The 18,372-nt window shown below is 43.4% G+C and carries 16 protein-coding genes; 15 read left to right on the top strand and 1 reads right to left on the bottom strand.

The annotated features are described in order from the left end of the window. Positions 1 to 9 precede the first annotated feature (9 nt). From kduD to EKQ44_RS09455, 10 genes are all read left to right on the top strand, one after another. A complete protein-coding gene (gene kduD / locus EKQ44_RS09410; protein WP_331254649.1) occupies positions 10 to 774 on the top strand; it encodes a 2-dehydro-3-deoxy-D-gluconate 5-dehydrogenase KduD in 765 nt (254 codons plus the stop codon). Positions 775 to 806: 32 nt separating this feature from the next. Further along, complete coding sequence (gene kduI / locus EKQ44_RS09415; RefSeq protein WP_237663273.1) at positions 807 to 1,637, top strand: 5-dehydro-4-deoxy-D-glucuronate isomerase; 831 nt, start codon at positions 807 to 809, stop codon at positions 1,635 to 1,637. Positions 1,638 to 1,717: 80 nt separating this feature from the next. Beyond that, positions 1,718 to 2,671, top strand: a complete 954-nt coding sequence (locus EKQ44_RS09420) for a sugar kinase (RefSeq protein ID WP_237663274.1) — start codon at positions 1,718 to 1,720, stop codon at positions 2,669 to 2,671. 17 nt (positions 2,672 to 2,688) lie between these two features. After that, positions 2,689 to 4,185: a UxaA family hydrolase gene (locus EKQ44_RS09425; RefSeq protein ID WP_237663275.1), complete on the top strand. Its 1,497-nt coding sequence runs from the start codon at positions 2,689 to 2,691 to the stop codon at positions 4,183 to 4,185. Positions 4,186 to 4,198: 13 nt separating this feature from the next. Next, a complete protein-coding gene (locus EKQ44_RS09430; protein WP_237663276.1) occupies positions 4,199 to 5,731 on the top strand; it encodes a tagaturonate reductase in 1,533 nt (510 codons plus the stop codon). Between the two features lie 12 nt (positions 5,732 to 5,743). Next, on the top strand, positions 5,744 to 7,009 hold the full coding sequence (locus tag EKQ44_RS09435; protein ID WP_237663277.1) for a glucuronate isomerase: 1,266 nt from the start codon (positions 5,744 to 5,746) through the stop codon (positions 7,007 to 7,009). 33 nt (positions 7,010 to 7,042) lie between these two features. Then, positions 7,043 to 7,696: a bifunctional 4-hydroxy-2-oxoglutarate aldolase/2-dehydro-3-deoxy-phosphogluconate aldolase gene (locus EKQ44_RS09440; RefSeq protein WP_237663340.1), complete on the top strand. Its 654-nt coding sequence runs from the start codon at positions 7,043 to 7,045 to the stop codon at positions 7,694 to 7,696. Next, on the top strand, positions 7,683 to 8,345 hold the full coding sequence (locus tag EKQ44_RS09445) for a rhamnogalacturonan acetylesterase (RefSeq protein ID WP_237663278.1): 663 nt from the start codon (positions 7,683 to 7,685) through the stop codon (positions 8,343 to 8,345). Before EKQ44_RS09440 ends, EKQ44_RS09445 begins: the two co-directional genes overlap by 14 nt. A 221-nt stretch (positions 8,346 to 8,566) precedes the next feature. Further along, a complete protein-coding gene (locus EKQ44_RS09450) occupies positions 8,567 to 8,806 on the top strand; it encodes a glutaredoxin family protein (RefSeq protein ID WP_237663279.1) in 240 nt (79 codons plus the stop codon). A 30-nt stretch (positions 8,807 to 8,836) separates the two neighbouring features. Next, positions 8,837 to 9,787: a TRM11 family SAM-dependent methyltransferase gene (locus tag EKQ44_RS09455; RefSeq protein WP_237663280.1), complete on the top strand. Its 951-nt coding sequence runs from the start codon at positions 8,837 to 8,839 to the stop codon at positions 9,785 to 9,787. A gap of 46 nt (positions 9,788 to 9,833) precedes the next feature. On the opposite strand, the gene EKQ44_RS09460 is transcribed toward EKQ44_RS09455, so the two are convergent. Continuing rightward, complete coding sequence (locus EKQ44_RS09460; protein ID WP_237663281.1) at positions 9,834 to 10,529, bottom strand: N-acetylmuramoyl-L-alanine amidase; 696 nt, start codon at positions 10,527 to 10,529, stop codon at positions 9,834 to 9,836. 254 nt (positions 10,530 to 10,783) lie between these two features. Here EKQ44_RS09460 and EKQ44_RS09465 point away from each other — a divergent pair, with 254 nt between their 5' ends. From EKQ44_RS09465 to nagE, 5 genes are all read left to right on the top strand, one after another. Continuing rightward, positions 10,784 to 10,981, top strand: coding sequence for a ChaB family protein (locus EKQ44_RS09465; protein ID WP_064097565.1), 198 nt, complete (start codon positions 10,784 to 10,786; stop codon positions 10,979 to 10,981). Positions 10,982 to 11,327: 346 nt separating this feature from the next. Further along, complete coding sequence (locus tag EKQ44_RS09470; RefSeq protein WP_237663282.1) at positions 11,328 to 13,031, top strand: serine hydrolase domain-containing protein; 1,704 nt, start codon at positions 11,328 to 11,330, stop codon at positions 13,029 to 13,031. Positions 13,032 to 13,052: 21 nt separating this feature from the next. Further along, positions 13,053 to 15,149, top strand: a complete 2,097-nt coding sequence (locus EKQ44_RS09475; RefSeq protein ID WP_237663283.1) for a glycoside hydrolase family 3 protein — start codon at positions 13,053 to 13,055, stop codon at positions 15,147 to 15,149. Between the two features lie 213 nt (positions 15,150 to 15,362). Continuing rightward, positions 15,363 to 16,637, top strand: coding sequence for an exo-beta-N-acetylmuramidase NamZ family protein (locus tag EKQ44_RS09480; protein WP_237663284.1), 1,275 nt, complete (start codon positions 15,363 to 15,365; stop codon positions 16,635 to 16,637). A gap of 299 nt (positions 16,638 to 16,936) precedes the next feature. Next, the gene (nagE, locus tag EKQ44_RS09485; RefSeq protein ID WP_237663285.1) at positions 16,937 to 18,310 is read left to right on the top strand and encodes an N-acetylglucosamine-specific PTS transporter subunit IIBC; all 1,374 of its coding nucleotides are present in this window, start codon (positions 16,937 to 16,939) and stop codon (positions 18,308 to 18,310) included. Positions 18,311 to 18,372: the final 62 nt, after the last annotated feature.

The following is an 18,372-nucleotide window of genomic DNA, read 5'->3' on the forward strand; positions in this document are numbered from 1 at the left end:
GGGTGCAAGGTGAGTAACATAAATGAATGGTTTTCTTTAAAGGATAAAACAGCCCTTGTTACAGGGGCAAGGACAGGTATTGGGCAAGCGATCGCGATTGGCTTAGCGAAAGCAGGAGCCGAGGTGGTTCTTGTCGGTCACCGGGATAATATGCAAGAGACCGAGTCGAAAATAGAACAGTTCGATGGTAGATATGAAACACACTTAATGGATTTGTCCAAGGTGGAGGAAGTAAAAGGGAAGTGTGAGGAGATACTTTCCTCCCATAGCATTGATATAGTCGTGAACAATGCGGGTGTCATCAGAAGGGAACCAGCTGCTACGCATTCTTTAAAGGATTGGCAGGCGGTATTGGATACCAATATCAATTCCGTATTTCTTCTCTGTCAAGCATTTGCAAAGCCGATGCTGGAGCGAAAAAATGGAAAGATCATTAATATTGCCTCCCTCTTATCGTTTCAGGGGGGAATTACCGTACCTGGATATGCCGCAAGTAAACATGCCATTGCCGGGTTGACAAAAGCATTGGCAAATGAGTGGGCGTCCTCGGGGATACAGGTAAATGCGATAGCACCTGGATATATTGCAACCAATAACACAGAAGCACTTAGAAATAACGAGGAACGAAATGCCTCCATCCTTTCCAGGATCCCAGCTCAACGTTGGGGGAAGCCGGATGATTTAGTCGGTGCGGCAATTTTCCTGGCGTCAGATGCTTCTGATTATGTGAATGGGCATGTACTGACAGTAGATGGCGGATGGATGGCAAGGTAAAAATAAATTTTAATCAAAAGGAGAGATGAGGAATGGAAGTAAGATATGCAGGTAGTCCAATAGAAGCAAAAACGTATACAACGGAGCGTCTAAGAGAGGAATTCTTAATAGAATCATTGTTTGTACAAGGAGAACTCAATATGGTCTATTCCCATTATGATCGTGTCGTAATGGGAGGAGCAATTCCAACGAACGCACCATTGAAGCTGGAAGGAAGCCAAACGCTTCAAACGGAATATTTTCTGGAACGAAGAGAAGTGGGCATCATCAATATAGGGGCAAAAGGAAAAGTCGTGGTGAATGGCGAGGAGTATGAATTAAATAAGCGTGACTGTCTATATATCGGACTTGGGAAAGAAGAGGTGACTTTTCATAGTTCAGATAGCCTCGAACCTGCGAAATTCTACATTGTATCATCTTTGGCGCACAAGGAATATCCTACCCGGATATTACCAATTGAAGAAGCGGAGCCGGTAAGACTAGGTTCTGACAGTGAATCTAATAAAAGGACTATTTATAAATATATCCATGAAGAAGGAATACAAAGCTGTCAATTAATGATGGGGATGACATTGCTTGAGCCGAATAATATGTGGAATACGATGCCGGCACATATCCATGACCGCCGTATGGAGGTATATCTATATTTTGATATGGATGAGGATTCTAGGGTCTTTCATTTAATGGGTGAACCAAGTGAAACGCGTCACCTTGTGGTGAAAAATGAACAGGCAGTCATATCTCCTCCATGGTCCATCCATTCTGGTATGGGTACGAACAATTATACGTTCATCTGGGCAATGGCAGGCGAAAACTATACCTTCAAAGATATGGAATTTGTCAAAATGGAGGACTTAAAATAATTGCCTGAAAAGGAGATCGAGAAGCATGCTCTCGATCTCTACTACTATCCAAATTGATTGAAATAGGAAGGGGTAGGCGAATGGATGTTGTGACAATTGGAGAAACGATGGTGCTTTTCACACCAGACTCTTCTCCACTGATGAGGTACTCCCATACATTCTCCAGGAAATTTGGCGGAGCGGAATCCAATGTAGCAATCGGGCTTGCAAGGCTGGGGCATCATTGTGGTTGGATCAGTAAAGTGGGAAATGATGAATTCGGAAAAGCGATGGTAGGCTTTATCCGCGGGGAAGGTGTGGATGTGAGTCAGGTCACCTATAGCGATGAGGCTTCTACAGGATTATATTTTAAAGAAGTTCGCCGCGCAAGCGATGTAAGAGTGGAGTACTACAGAAAAGGTTCGGCAGCTAGTACCCTGTTGCCAAAGGAAATAGATCCATCCTATATTGCTTCTGCTAAATACCTTCATCTAACAGGTATTACGCCTGCATTGAGTGATTCTTGTTATGAAACGGTGAAAAAGACGATTGAAATGGCCAAACAGCATGGAGTGAAAGTTGTCTTTGATCCGAATCTTCGCAGAAAGCTTTGGTCAGAAGAGAAAGCAAGAAGGGTGTTGTTGGAGCTTTCCTCCCTTTCTGATATTATTCTGCCAGGTTTAGATGAGGGGAAATTCATTTTCGGCGTAGATGATCCAGAGAGACTCGGGAAGTTATTCCTTCAAAAAGGCAATGAACTTGTCATTTTAAAGGTTGGTGCAAAAGGTGCGTATTATTTTACCGAAAAAGAGAGCGTTCTCATCCCAGGGTACCCTGTGGAAGAAGTGATTGATCCAGTCGGTGCTGGGGATGGATTTGCTGCGGGGGTGTTGTCTGGCCTATTGGATGGACTTTCTGTGGGGGATTCGGTAGCAAGAGGTAATGCTGTCGGAGCGATGGCGACATTGGTACAGGGTGATTATGAAGGGTTACCGGAAAAGGGAGAAATGGAAAGATTCACACAACAAACTGTCCTAGAGGATGTCCGTCGATAAAAAAGTAGGAGGTCAGTATGAAACAGGATTACATTGCCATACACAAAGAAGACAATGTGTTAATCACATTAAAAGAATTTAAAGCCGGGGAACAGGTGGAAGTCTCGGAGGAATTAATTACCTTGAGGGAAGATGTGCCTAAAGGGCATAAAATCGCTACAAGGGGCATCCAAGCCGGGGAACATATTGTGAAATACGGCTATCCAATCGGTCATGCCAGTGAAAATATTGAAGCAGGTATGTGGGTTCATACACATAATACAAAGACAAATCTTTCTGGAACTTTGGAGTATGAATATGCTCCTGCAAAAGGGGAATTGGAGAATGCTTATGTGAAGGAGAGAACGTTCCAAGGATATGTCAGGGCAAATGGAGAGGTTGGTATACGCAATGAGATTTGGATCATCAATACGGTAGGTTGCATTAATAAAACGGCTGAACTGTTGGCCAAAATGGGAGATACCCATCTTAAGGATGAGGGAATTGAGGGTTTTTATCATTATGCACACCTATTTGGTTGTTCCCAATTAGGGGATGATTTGCACAATACTCAAAAAATATTAAGTAACCTCGTTCATCATCCCAATGCCGGGGGTGTATTGGTACTTGGTCTGGGGTGTGAAAACAACCACCTTGCCGAATTCAAAAGAGTACTTGGAGATGTCGATTTGAACAGGGTGAAGTTCCTTGGGGTTCAAGATGCCGAGGATGAAATGGAAGAAGGATTTGCCCTGCTTGAAGAGCTTGCAGCCTATGCCAAAAGCTTCAAAAGACAGCCTGTACCTGTTTCCAAATTAAAGGTAGGGTTGAAATGTGGTGGATCTGACGGATTTTCAGGAATTACCGGGAATCCTCTGGTTGGGGCTTTCTCTGATAAATTGATCTCCTATGGAGGCACAACAATCTTGACCGAAGTGCCCGAGATGTTCGGAGCCGAAACTATTCTGATGGAGAGAGCAAAAGACGAAGAAGTTTTTAACAAAATAGTAGAATTGGTCAATGATTTCAAAGAGTACTTCCTAAAGCATGATCAGGTTGTCTATGAAAACCCTTCACCAGGAAATAAGGCAGGTGGCATTACCACCCTTGAGGAGAAATCACTAGGGTGTGTACAAAAAGGTGGATTTGCAACCATCGAGGACGTCCATCCATACGGGGGTAGAGTAACAAAGCCGGGATTGAATTTATTGCAGGGTCCAGGAAACGACCTTGTGTCTGTTACAGCATTATCAGCTGCGGGGGCGCATGTCGTATTGTTTACTACTGGAAGGGGAACACCGTTTGGCGGCCCTGTACCGACGGTGAAAATCTCCACAAATTCAGACCTTTACGAGAAAAAACGAAATTGGATTGATTTTAATGCCGGGGAGCTTGTTCAAGGTAAAGACATGGGATATCTAACAGACGAATTATTTGATTATGTAGTAGACCTGGCTTCTGGAGTTGAGCGTACCCATAATGAAAAAAACGGTTTCAAGGAGATTTCCATCTTTAAAGACGGCGTCATTTTATAAAGGAGGGATGAAGATGAAGCAAATCAGTTTGGGGAGAGCGCTACATCCAAAAGATCTGAATTCTATCGTTACGGATGAAAGGAAGGGACACTTGCCTGAAAAAATCATTCAATTCGGGGAAGGGAATTTCCTTCGCGGATTTATCGATTGGATGGTCCATGAGATGAACAAACAAGGGGTGTTTAACGGAAAGGTGGTTGCGATCCAGCCGACTCCTCATGGAAAGGTCGTACCAAAGTTAAATGCCCAAGATGGATTATATACGCTAACCCTCAGAGGAGTGGTCAATGGAGAGAAAGTGGATAAGCATGAAATCATCTCTTCTATCTCCAGGGGGATCAATCCATATTCCGACTGGCAGAAAGTATTGAAAGTGGCTGAATCCAAAGAGATTGAATTTGTATTCTCCAACACTACGGAAGCTGGACTTACTTATTTGGAAGAATCCTACGATGGAGAGACTTCCCCTCTTTCTTTTCCAGGTAAATTAGCTGCATTTCTGAAGCATCGTTATGAAGTGATGGGCGAAGTGGAAGGATCAGGACTTACCATCATTCCTTGTGAGCTTGTAGAAAGTAATGGGGATGTCCTGAAGAGTTTAGTGCTCCGATATGCTGCAGAGTGGGGATTCTCAAAAAAGTGTGTGGAATGGATAGAAGGGCAGAATAGATTTTGCAACACACTTGTAGATCGTATCGTAACCGGTTACCCGCGGGACAATGCAGATGAGTTTCGTGAAAAGCTCGGTTATGAAGATGTCTTGATGACCGTAGGGGAACCATACCACCTTTTCGCCATCGAGGCAGGGGAAAACATAGCGGCTCGCCTGCCCTTTACACAAGCAGGATTGAATGTGAAGTGGGGGGATGTGACCCCACATCGGAATATGAAGGTGAGGCTTTTAAACGGTCCGCACACCATGATGTTTGCAGTATGCTATCTTGCTGGAACGGATACGGTTTTGGAAGCGATGACAGATACCGATTTAAGAGAATTCGTCGAGAAAGGACTCTATCAAGAGATTCTCCCTTTTGTTCAAATGGAGGAAGGGGAGAAACGGGAATTTGCTGATTCCGTGGTAGAAAGGTTTCTAAATCCTTTTACAAAGCATTACCTTCATGATATAGGGATGAATGCGGTTTATAAATTCAAATCAAGGCTTATCCCTTCCCTACTAGATTTTGTTAAGGACCGGAACGAGCTTCCTGCTGCCATTACATATTCATTGGCTGCCTTGATTTTTTACTATAAACCATTCAGGGTAGAGGGAGATTTTCTAATCGGGAAAAGGGGAGAAACGGAGTATGTCATTCGTGACAATCAAGCAGTTCTTTCCCTATTTAAAACCAAATGGGATCAGCTTCTTGAAGAAGAGGTGGAATTAAAGGAATTCATCTCCTCTATCTTGAAAAATAGCAATCTGTGGGGGATGGATTTGCGCAAGCTTCCTCGTTTAGAAGATGAGGTATCCTTCCATCTTGGTCAAATGCTAACTGTAGGGATGAAGCAAAGTAACAAACAGCTTCTGCAAAAAATAAAGAAATAGGAGGAAATGAAGATGAAAATCACAAATTATGATTCCCTGGTAGAAACAGTAAAAGAGGTAGTGCAAAATCAACGCGTAACAGATATGCATACACACCTTTATTCCCCTAACTTTGGTGACATCCTATTATGGGATATTGATGAGCTATTAACCTATCATTATCTTGTTGCAGAAGTAATGCGTTGGTCAGATCTTTCTGTAGAAGAATTCTGGAAGCTTTCCAAGCAAGAACAAGCTGATCACATCTGGCAGAAGTTGTTTGTGGAACATTCCCCTGTCAGTGAAGCGTGCCGCGGTGTCCTGACATGCCTGAAAGGGTTTGGTCTGGATCCTTCAACAAGAAGCTTAGAGAGTTATAGGGAATATTTTGCATCCAAAACAAGTGAACAGCATGTGGATAAAGTATTAGAATTAGCTAAAGTTGATCATGTGGTAATGACTAATGACCCATTTGATGATATAGAACGGGAAGTCTGGTTAAGTGGAGTTAAACCGAACGAACGTTTTCATGCGGCCTTAAGGATTGATCCATTGCTAAATGACTATACAAATGCAAAAAAACGCCTAGTGGAATGGGGCTACAAGGTAGAAGAAGAATGGAATGAACAGTCAGTAAATGAAGTGAAACGCTTTTTGTCTGATTGGATGGACAGAATGAATCCACTATATATGGCTGTTTCTCTGCCGCCATCTTTTGCGTTCCCTGAGGATTCCGATCGGGGTAGGATCATCAAGGATTGTATCCTGCCATTGTGTGAGCAGGCGGGTATTCCATTTGCCATGATGATCGGCGTTAAGAAAAGAGTAAATCCATCCCTTGGTGATGCAGGCGACTATGTCGGCAAAGCGGGAATGGAAGGGGTGGAATATCTGTTAGCAAATTATCCGAACAACAAATTCTTCTGTACGATGCTTGCACGTGAAAATCAACATGAGCTGGTAGTGCTTGCTAGGAAGTTCCGCAATTTAATGGTGTTTGGTTGCTGGTGGTTCACCAATAATCCGGTACTGATCAATGAGATGACTCGCATGCGTTTGGAGATGCTTGGTACAAGTATGATTCCGCAACACTCAGATGCACGTGTGCTGGATCAATTAATCTATAAATGGGATCATTCTAAAGAAATCATTGCCACTATATTAATTGAGAAATACAATGATTTGCTAAAAACAGGCTGGGAGCTAGAACGGTCTGAAATAGAGCGGGATGTTGCGGACATGTTTTACAATAACTTCTGGGAATTTATAGGGAAGAAGGAGCTGGCACTCACAAAATAAAATCTTGACTGCACGATATAAAGGAGGGTCATGATGAGTCTAGTGAAAGAAATACAAGATATCGGTGTGGTAGCGGTAATACGGGGGGCCGATGAATCAAACATCCTCACAATCGCAAAATCACTTCAAGCGGGTGGTGTAACCGCACTTGAAATTACAATGGAAACCCCAAAGGTTTTATCATTGATTGAAAAGGTCGCATCGGAAATGCCGGATGTGATGGTAGGTGCTGGAACGGTATTAGATCCTGAAACAGCTAGGGCTGCCATCATGGCTGGCTCCAAATTCATCTTCTCCCCTACAGTGAGTATAGACACGATTAGAATGACAAAGCGTTATGGTGCAGTAAGCATCCCTGGTGCCATGACCCCGACAGAGATTTTAACGGCATATGAACAAGGAGCAGATATGATCAAGGTGTTTCCAGCAAACATTGTTGGCCCTGGTTACTTTAAAGATATTCGTGGTCCGCTTCCACATATCCCGCTTATGGCGACAGGAGGGATATCCTTGGATAATGTTGGCGACTTTATTCGTGCAGGGGCGGTAGCGGTAGGGGCCGGAAGTACCCTGATCAATACGAAAGTAGAATTGACGGAGGATCATTGTCGTCACGTAACAGAAACTGCGACCAGCTTTATCCGCCGGGTGGAGCAAGCAAGAGGGGGACATTATGAAAAAGTGTAAATTCTATCTTGCGGGTGACTCCACGATGAGCGACTATCAAGAGGATGTTGCTCCCAGAGCGGGGTGGGGGCAGGTGTTATACAAACACTTGCCTCCATCCATAGAGGTGGTGAATAAAGCGGCAAGTGGGAGAAGTTCCAAAAGCTTTATCGCAGAAGGAAGATTGGAAGAGATAGCTACTCAAATAGCGGAAGGGGACTATCTTTTCATTCAATTCGGTCACAATGACCAAAAAGAAGACGAAGAGCGTCGGACCTTACCTTTTACCACCTACCAGTCTTATTTGCTTGAGTACATCGAAATTGCATTACGTAAGGGGGCTACACCGATCCTCATCACCCCTGTGCAAAGGAGAAGTTTTGACAAACAAGGGGAATTTTATGAAACACATGGTGATTATCCACAAGCAATGAAGGATCTAGCCTTAGATAAGAATGTTAAGCTGGTGGATTTATCCACAATATCCAAAGACTTATTCACTAGCTTGGGTAGCGAGGAAACGAAAAAATTATTTCTTTGGCTTAAAGCCTCCGAGCATCCTAACTATCCAGATGGAGTGAAAGATGACACCCATTTTTCCAAGCATGGGGCCGAAGTGGTGGCAGAACTGGTTGCAAAGGCAATTCCTGTCTCTGATATATTAAAGTAAGATTATAATCTCCTTAGACGATCGGTAAAAGTTGCCGATTGTCTTTTTTAAAGGATATGGATTTAAGTCCGTTGAATTCTTTTTCTTGTTCCTCGAAATTCTATCTACTCTCTGAAATTCCCACAATGTAAAGATTCTTCGCTGTCGGTTTTCCAAATCTTTTATAGGATATGATAAGATTTAAGAAGAAACGGATTATCAAACTAGAGGGAGGCACATCGATGAACAAACAACTCATCGTCTACTCAGCACCAGGATGCAGGGACTGTGAACTCGTAAAGGAGTTCCTTAAAGAAAATCAGGTAACTTTTGAGGTCAGAGACCTACTGGCAAACAGAGAATACCAACAGGAAGTGGAGAAGTTCGGCTTCATGGGAATACCTGTGACAGCTGTGGGTGACCAGGCAGTAAAAGGGTTTAACCCAGGTGAACTAAATAGGCTGATAGATCTTGTAAAGTGAAGGTCGAGTCAGAATAGAGGAGCAAAATGATTGATAGAGCATAACAATCCGGCATTTATATATACTTACGCATATAGCAAGGAAGAGCAATCCCTTTGCCATTTGGAGATGCGTTCTTTCTTTGGCAAAGATACAGACGATAACATTATCAAAAGCTCCAAAAATATCGATCCAAGCAGAAGTCCCTTTATCCGTGAAAGAATAGATGTGGTCTATGAAGGGGAAACATTGCAGGATATTTTGGATCAAGTGAAGGAAATAAAGATGGGGGACCAAACTTTCAAGGTCATTTTTTCAAAAATAAATGACCGGAAAGCTCCTTATACCATTGAATATCAGGAGCGTCGAGAGATTGAACGTGCTGTGGGATGGGTTATTGAAGGGGAAGCTGATGTCCATCATCCTGATCATATCTTTGGGATGGCTACAGTCGACAACCGCTGGTATTTCGGTCATTACAGGAAGAGCGAGGCAGTTTGGCTCAAGCATACGAAGAAACCGAGGGAGTATTCAACAGCCTTGAGCACCCGAGTGGCAAGGGCTGTAGCAAATATCGCCGTTCCGGATTCTCAAGGAGTCACGTCCATTGATCCATGTTGTGGGATTGGAACAGTACTTGTGGAAGCTTTATCTATGGGTATTAATATGGAAGGAAGAGACATTAATCCATTGGTGGTACAAGGTTCAAGGGAGAATATTGAACATTTTCATCTCCAGGGTACGGTTACGCTAGGACCTATCTCGGATGTAATGGAATGCTATGATGTGGCAGTCATCGATATGCCCTATAACCTTTATACCCACGCCACACCTGGAGATCAATTATCCATTTTGAAGCATGCACGCCGATTTGCAAAAAAAGTTGTCGTTATTACGATAGAGACGATGGATACTATGGTGGAAGAAGCCGGGTTCTGTATAACGGATCGCTGTGAGACGCAAAAGGGATACTTTACCAGAGAGATATTGGTTTGTGAATAATGGAAAAAGAGACCGGGGCATAGTGGTGCGCCCGGTCTCTTTTTGCTTAGAATCCTATTTTTGACCAATCAAATAGTTCCCCAGGATCGCTTTTACGGACGGGGGCGTATTCGTTGTGACCGATGATATGCTCTCGGTCATTTTTTATGCCTGGGTTTCGAGATAAAATATCGTCCAATAGTTTTTTTAAAGCGGTATATTGCTCTTCGGTGTACCCCACATCCAACGTATCGATAGACTCATAGATCTCTTCAGGTATTGTCGCCATCATCTCTTCTTTTGAGCCAATTGCCAGTAGTTCGATTCCAATCGAATAATCGTTGAAGCCGTTCCCATATTCCTGATAGTTTAAGTGACGCCCTTTTCCGGCGTGAAAGGCCGCACGTCCTTCCGGTACCAAAAGGTAGATTTCGCCTTCCCTGTCTATCATATAATGAGCAGACACCTCGTACTCTTCAAAAAGTGCATATACCTCTTCCATATTATAGGGGGATTGAGGTGAACGCAGCGCATTATTGGTAAAATGAAGCATGACGTGAGTGATCGGGGCACCTCTTACCCTTGAGTTTTTTTTGGGAAGTAGCCATTCTTTCATTTCTAAGTTTGATGGTTTGGGTGGGATCACTACCATAGACTCTGTAGTTGGATGTACCTTTTCATGTTGTTCTTCTGTTTGAACTGGCGTGTTTGAGCATCCTATTAATAAAAATAATACGATAGGTATAAAGGTAGTTTTTAACATCGTGTCTCCTCTTTATGTCGCTTCTATTATTTTAATTCTTCTCAGGAAGGGGAAATCCTCTTTTTTTGTCGGCTCTTTTCCCCGCCGTACTTAAGATACTAATTGCACCTTATAGAGTATGAAAGCAGTAAAAAGTCCAATTGCCGACTTTTTACAACTAAATAGCAACAATCTTTGAGAAAAGAGACTTTTCCGTTTAATTGATTGGGGATGGGGTATTCAACAATAATAAATTGAAAAAGGAGGAGTATGAGATGCCCTATGATTCTCTAAAAGATTTGCCGGATGGAGTCAGGGATAATCTCCCTAAACATGCGCAGGAAATCTACAAGGAAGCATTCAATTCTGCCTCAGATCAGTATGATAAAGAGGAAACAGCACATAAAGTTGCATGGAGTGCGGTGAAGGAGAAATATGAGAAAAATGATAAAGATAATTGGGTGAAGAAATAGATCTGGTTGGCTACCAGGTCTTTTTTTAAGGCTCATTTCTCAAAGATTGTTGATATCCAATAGTAAAAAGTAGGCAGTTGGACTTTTTACTGTTTAGATACATTGGACGACAATAAGGGATTCATAAGTACGTAAAAGGAACAAAGTTTACAAAAAGAACCTTTTTATGGAGTAAAATATCATTCTAAATTTTCTGAATAGTATAAAAGTCGCATATGACCCCGACAAAATACTACTTTAACAGGACTTATGTGGTATAGACATCTATACGTTTTATTCCATAAACTAGAATAGTAGATAAATGAAAGCCTTTACAAAAAATAATGACAAAATGTTAGGAGGAACTATGAAAAAGAAGACGGTTTCCATCGCGTTAACAGCTGTATTAACTACCTCACTATTAGGAGGACCATTAAACACTACCATTTTTGCAGAAGGAGGAAAGAGCAAGACGGAAATGAAAGACTCAAAGATTAATAGCTCAGCGGTACATCCTGTCTTTACCTGGAACAATCCTGCTCCTTCCTCCCCGGTGCTTCATCCAGGTTCCGCAAAAGGTGCTGGCATGGTACAAGCTACCTTGGATAAAATCGATCCGTTGATGGAAGAGATGATCCAAGATCGTGTCATGCCGGGTGCAGTAGCGCTGGTTGCCAGAAGTGGCCACATCGTGAAGCATGAAGCGTATGGAGATGCTTATCGCTATACGGATAATCAATTCACAGAATCAGATTCCCCTGTTGCGATGGAGAAAGACACCATTTTTGACCTTGCATCCATCAGCAAGATTTTCACCACCACAGCTGCCATGATTTTGTATGAACAGGGTTTATTTGAATTGGATGACACTGTAGCCTCACACCTTCCTGAATTTGCAGCAAACGGAAAGGAAGAGGTTACGATTGAACAACTTATGACACATACATCCGGTTTTACAGCATGGGTTCCTTTATATTCCCAGGGAGAAAGCAGAGAGGATAGATTAGATATTGTCCTTCATCACCGATTGGCGAATGCACCAGGATCAACCTATACATACAGTGATTTAAACATGATAACATTGGGGATCCTCATTGAAAGGTTGTCGGGTCAACGTTTAGATGAGTTTGTAAGAGAACACTTAACAGAACCACTTGGCATGGATGAAACGATGTACAATCCACCAGCTTCCTTGAAGCACAGGATTGCAGCGACCGAATATCAGCCTGCAATCGGACGAGGTCTGGTATGGGGAGAAGTACATGATGAAAATGCCTGGTCATTGGACGGTGTGGCTGGACACGCAGGTGTCTTTTCCACAGCGGAAGATCTTGCGAAGCTTGCACATATGTTCATTAAAGAGGGACGGTATGGCGGGGAGCAAATTTTGCAGCCGGAAACAATCAAACTTCTTACAGAAAATAAAATTCCAGAGTTCCCTGGCAATGACCATGGACTCGGCTGGGAATTGAACCAGGGCTGGTTTATGGATGCCTTATCAAATGAAGGTTCACTTGGGCATACTGGTTACACAGGAACTTCCATCGTCATCAATCAGGAGAATGATACGATCGCCATCCTTCTCACAAACAGGGTTCATCCTTCAAGGACAACGGTGACCACCAATATTGTACGAAGACCTTTTGCCAGACTTGTGGCAGACTCCATCCCAGTGAAGATGGACCGAAAGGAGGAGGCCTGGTTCTCCGGTTATGGTGACAGACTACAACGGAGCCTAGTTGCAGAAGTAAATTTAAACGATGCCGCCACACTATCTTTTGATACGTGGTACCATATCGAGAATCAATCCGATTACGGCCAAGTACAAGTATCAAAGGATGGCGAGACTTGGACAGACGCACTTCCATCCCTGACAGGAGCCCAAGAGGAATGGACGCAAACAGAAGTGCACATTCCAGCAGATACAAAATTCATTCAATTTCTATATAAAACAGACGCCACCGTTAATGGTCGCGGCTGGTATGTAAAGGATCTCAAGTTGCTTTCGCAAAATGGAGAAAAGCTGCAAGCAGACTTCACTGGAGAAGGATGGTTACAGCGAAATCATTAAAAAGTACTGGAGGTAACAAGAATGAAGAAGACCTTGAAGATTTTTGGTTTATCGGTACTAGTCCTGGCAATTATCATTTCTGGGATCCCAATGAAAACCGTGAAAGCTGAAAAGGAAATGAAAGATTTAGTTCTTTATCAAAATGCCCCCCAAGTCGAATGGAATGGTGTCGGGGAAGAGTTCCAATTACGAGCATTGAAGGTAATGGAAGAAGGGCACTTTCTATTTACTAACGAGAACTTAAGTTGGAATTCATCCAATAAGAACGTCGCAAAAGTAGATGAAGATGGAAACGTAACACTTACAGGGAAGCGAGGAAGAACGTTCATAACAGTGACGGATGGGACATATTCCGACCGAATTGCTGTCGATTTCAAAGTATCCCCTGAAGATAAAGGAAAGAAAGAACCAAAGGCTTCCCTTGTAAAGGAAACTGGAGAACGTTATGACCTGGTTGGACACGCTATAAGCAAAATGACCATTGAAGAAAAAATTGGACAAATGCTGATGCCAGACTTCAGAAATTGGAAGGGGCAAAACGTAACGAAAATGCTTCCGGAAATTGAACAGCTCGTAAAAGACTATCATCTTGGGGGTGTGATTCTTTTCCGTGAAAATGTGGTTACTACTGAACAAACGACAAGACTTGTTTCAGACTATCAGGAAGCCTCAGAAAAATATGGCCTTCTTATGACCATTGACCAGGAAGGCGGAATTGTAACAAGGCTTCAATCTGGTACAGATATGCCTGGGAACATGGCTCTTGGAGCTACAAGGTCTCCGGAAATCGCCCACAATGTCGGGAAGGCAATCGGGGAGGAGCTTCACTCTCTTGGTATCAATATGAACTTTGCACCCGTTATGGATGTTAATAATAATCCGGACAACCCGGTAATCGGTGTTCGCTCCTTTGGGGAAGACCCTGAATTAGTGGCACAAATGGGGGTTGCCTATACAGAAGGACTTCAATCTACAGGTGTGGCGGCAACGGCAAAGCACTTCCCTGGACATGGAGATACAGCGGTGGATTCCCACTTAGGTCTTCCCGAAGTCCCGCATGATAAGGAACGTTTGATGGAAGTGGAGCTTTATCCGTTCCAACAAGGAATGGAGGCAGGCATTGATGCCATCATGACGGCTCATGTTACCTTCCCGAAAATTGATGGATCAAAAGCCATCTCCAGAAAAACGGGAGAAGAGATTGCGATCCCTGCTACTCTTTCCCATACCGTGTTAACGGAATTAATGCGAAACGAGATGGGATATGAGGGAGTCATCACAACCGATGCGATGAACATGGCTGCCATCGCCGATCACTTCGGTCCTGTGGATGCAGCTGTCAGAGCGGTCCAAGCTGGAACGGATATCGTCCTTATGCCGGTAGGTCTTAGTGAAGTAAGGCAGGGGCTATTGCAAGCTGTAGATAATGGTGACCTGACAGTGGAAAGAATTGAAGCTTCTGTAGAGAGGCTCCTATCACTGAAAATCAAGCGTGGAGTAATTAAAGAGGAAACACCAAAGCCGATCGAAGAAAAAATCGCGAACGCCCAAGCTGTTGTAGGTTCTGCTGAACACAAGCAAATAGAAAGAGAAGCGGCAGAACGCTCCATCACACTTGTGAAAAACGACCAGGCGCTTCCATTAAATCCAAGCGCGGAAGAAAATATTGTGGTTGTGGGGAGAACAAATCTTGCGGATTTAAGTCAAGCCATTAAGCAACAACATGAAAATACAACAGTTGTGGAAGTTGCAGCAAATTTCCTTTTAACAGAAGCACAACTAGAACAGGTAAGGAATGCGACAGCGGTTATTGTGGGAACTAGTACATTTAATGTTTCTGGAAGATCTCCAGGAAATGCACAAATGCAGCTTGTTCAAACGTTAGCAGCTGAAACGGAAGCACCTGTCATTGCTGTGGGTATCCGTAATCCTTATGACATCATGGCCTACAATCAAGTGGATGCTTATCTTGCACAATACGGTTTCAGACCGGCGAGCTTTGAGGCCACTGCAGCTACAATCTTTGGAGCGAATGCGCCAGGAGGAAAACTTCCGGTTACGATTCCAGGATTTGATGGCGGTGTGTTATACGAATATGGCCATGGGCTGACTTATTAAGTTTATTCTCTGTTAGAGAATATCTTATATTTCGGTCGATTCTACAGCTGTTGATTGAAGGGCGAAGACTCCGGGGGATAGCGACAATCTTGAGACTCCGCAGGGCGTAGCCCGAGGAGGCTCAAGGTCGCCATCTGTATAAGCGAAGCCGTTTGCGGAAATCAACAGCGGTGTCTAACAAGACCTAAGATAAAAAAACGGGAGGGGAAAAGATTGAAAAAATGGCTGATCACTTTATTGACAACGGTATTGGTTCTATCATCATTGTCCGCGGTATTTGCCGATAATGGAAATGGAAAAAGCAATGGTAAGGGTAAAGGGAAGGGAAAGAAATTTGAGCTTGGAGTAGAAGTCCTTCTAAATGAAGAAAAGCACCTCATTGAAGGGAAACGTGTGGGCCTCATCACAAACCCGACTGGAGTAGATCAGGAGCTGAACAGTATTGTGGATACGCTTCATAATGATCCTGATACAGAATTAACGGCCCTTTATGGACCGGAACATGGAGTGCGTGGGGATGCCCAAGCAGGACAATATGTGGACTTCTATATTGATGAAAAAACAGGACTTCCAGTATACAGCTTATATGGGCCGACAAGAAAGCCATCACCGGAAATGTTAGAGGATATCGATGTGTTGCTATTTGACATTCAAGATGTCGGGACACGCTTCTACACATATATCTACACCATGGCATATGCAATGGAAGCTGCACAGGAAAACGACATTCCTTTCGTTGTCTTGGATAGACCGAATCCACTAAGCGGGTTAAAAGTAGAAGGACCAGTGCTTGATATGAAATATGCATCCTTTGTGGGGAACTATGCCATTCCATTGAGACACGGAATGACAGTGGGAGAACTAGCGAAATTGTTCAATGAAGAATTCGAAATCGGAGCAGATTTAACAGTAGTAGAAATGAATGGTTGGAAAAGAAACATGTACTACGATGATACGCCGCTTGAATTCGTTATGCCTTCACCAAACATGCCGACACTTGATACGGCACTAGTGTATCCTGGTGGAGCCCTTATTGAAGGGACGAACGTATCCGAAGGCCGCGGGACGACAAAGCCGTTTGAATTGATTGGTGCACCATTCATGAATGCCGACGATGTTGCCAGAGCATTAAATGATTTGAATTTATCTGGAGTAACCTTCAGAGCAGCTTCCTTCACCCCAACATTTTCAAAACATGCAGGAAAACTGTCACATGGAATTCAAATCCATATCACAGATAGAGACACGTTTAAACCTGTAGAAACAGGATTGCATATTGTAAAAACAATTCATGATATGTATCCGGAAGATTTTCAGTTCCGTGCAGAAAATAGCGCGGGTATCTCTTTCTTTGACAACCTGATCGGAAACAGCTGGATTCGTAAAGGAATCGAAGAAGGAAGATCTGTGGAAGACTTAGTCTCCCAATGGCAGGGTGACTTGAGCGAATTCAATAACGTTAGAAAGCAATACCTAATCTATAAATAATAGCTGGAAGGAACTTGAGGCCGAATAAGCCTCGAGTTCTTTTCCCTTAATTAAAAAGTAACCTAGCTGTCGATTGGAGCAAATGGCGAAGACTCCTGCGGGGGAGTAGCGGCAATGTTGAGATCCGCAAGCGTTGTGAGGAGGCTCAACGTCGCCCCGCGGAAAGCGAAGCCATTTGCGGAAATCAACAGCGGAGCTCAATAAAATCAAAAAATAGATAACTAGACCACTAGGCATGTACTAATGTTGTTAGCGATTACATAAGTTTTATTAAACCATAAGAAAAGAGGTGCTTGTTCATGTTAGGTTTTTTACAGAAAATCGGTAAATCCCTGATGCTTCCGATCGCAATTATGCCTGCTGCTGCCTTGCTACTACGTTTAGGGCAAGAGGACTTATTAAATATCCCTTTCATATCCGCAGCAGGAAATGCTGTATTTGGAAATCTTGCATTATTATTTGCCATCGGAGTTGCCATCGGGTTTTCAAGGGATGGTAGTGGGGCAGCGGCACTTGCTGGAGCAGTTGGTTACTTCGTACTGACCAATGGCGCGGCAGCCATCAATGAATCTATCAATATGGGAGTGCTTGGAGGAATCATCTCAGGGATTATAGCGGGTCTCCTCTATAATAAATACTATAATATCAAACTTCCGGACTGGCTTGGGTTCTTTGGTGGTAGGCGCTTTGTACCGATCATCACCTCTCTTGCCATGTTACTTCTTGCCTTTTTATTCGGGTATCTATGGCCACCAGTTCAATCGTTCATCGATGGTATCGGGGAATGGATCATTGGTGCAGGGGCTACGGGAGTAGGGATTTTTGGTTTCTTAAACAGATTGTTGATTCCACTAGGGCTTCACCATATCCTAAATACCATTGTATGGTTTGAGTTTGGCTCCTTTACTAATGCAGCTGGAGAGGTGGTCAAAGGAGATCTATGGCGATTCCTTGCAGGTGATGCATCTGCAGGTATCTTTATGGCCGGCTTCTTCCTTATCATGATGTTCGGACTGCCAGGGGCAGCCCTTGCAATGATAGCAGCAGCCAAAAAAGAACGGAGAAAGGCAATGGCCGGTGCCCTGATCGGATTGGCTTTTACTTCTTTCTTAACAGGGATTACGGAGCCAATCGAGTTTTCATTCATGTTCCTATCTCCAATTCTCTACCTGATACACGCCTTCCTGACAGGAACAGCCATGTCAGTCGCCTACTTGCTTGATATCCATCACGGATTCGGTTTCTCGGCAGGTGCCATTGACTATCTATTAAACTTTGGAATTGCCCAAAAGCCTATTCTTCTTGCAGGTGTAGGTCTGGTGTACGGAGGATTGTATTTCGTTATCTTCTACTTCCTGATCAAGAAGCTTGATCTGAAGACGCCTGGACGCGAAGATGAAGTAGCAGGAGAATTCACACAAAGTGCTGATAAAGGAAACTACGCGGAACTAGCAGATGGCTATCTGGCGGCACTTGGAGGAAAAGAAAATGTCTTGGAGATCGATAATTGTGTCACAAGACTTCGACTGAAAGTGAACGACACTTCAGTTATAGATGAAGCAAAGCTGAAAGAGCTTGGGGCAAAAGGAATCGTCAAACTGAGCAAAACAAACATGCAGGTCATCGTCGGAACAGATGTAGAGTTCCTTGGAGATGAGCTGAGGAAGAAGTAAAGGGAAGTTTTTCCTTGATAACTTTATATGCTTGTTGAAAATACCTAGACGGGGATATCTCG

Origin of the sequence: Sutcliffiella horikoshii (genome assembly GCF_021991925.1) — a bacterium.
Classification (GTDB): domain Bacteria; phylum Bacillota; class Bacilli; order Bacillales; family Bacillaceae_I; genus Sutcliffiella_A; species Sutcliffiella_A horikoshii_F.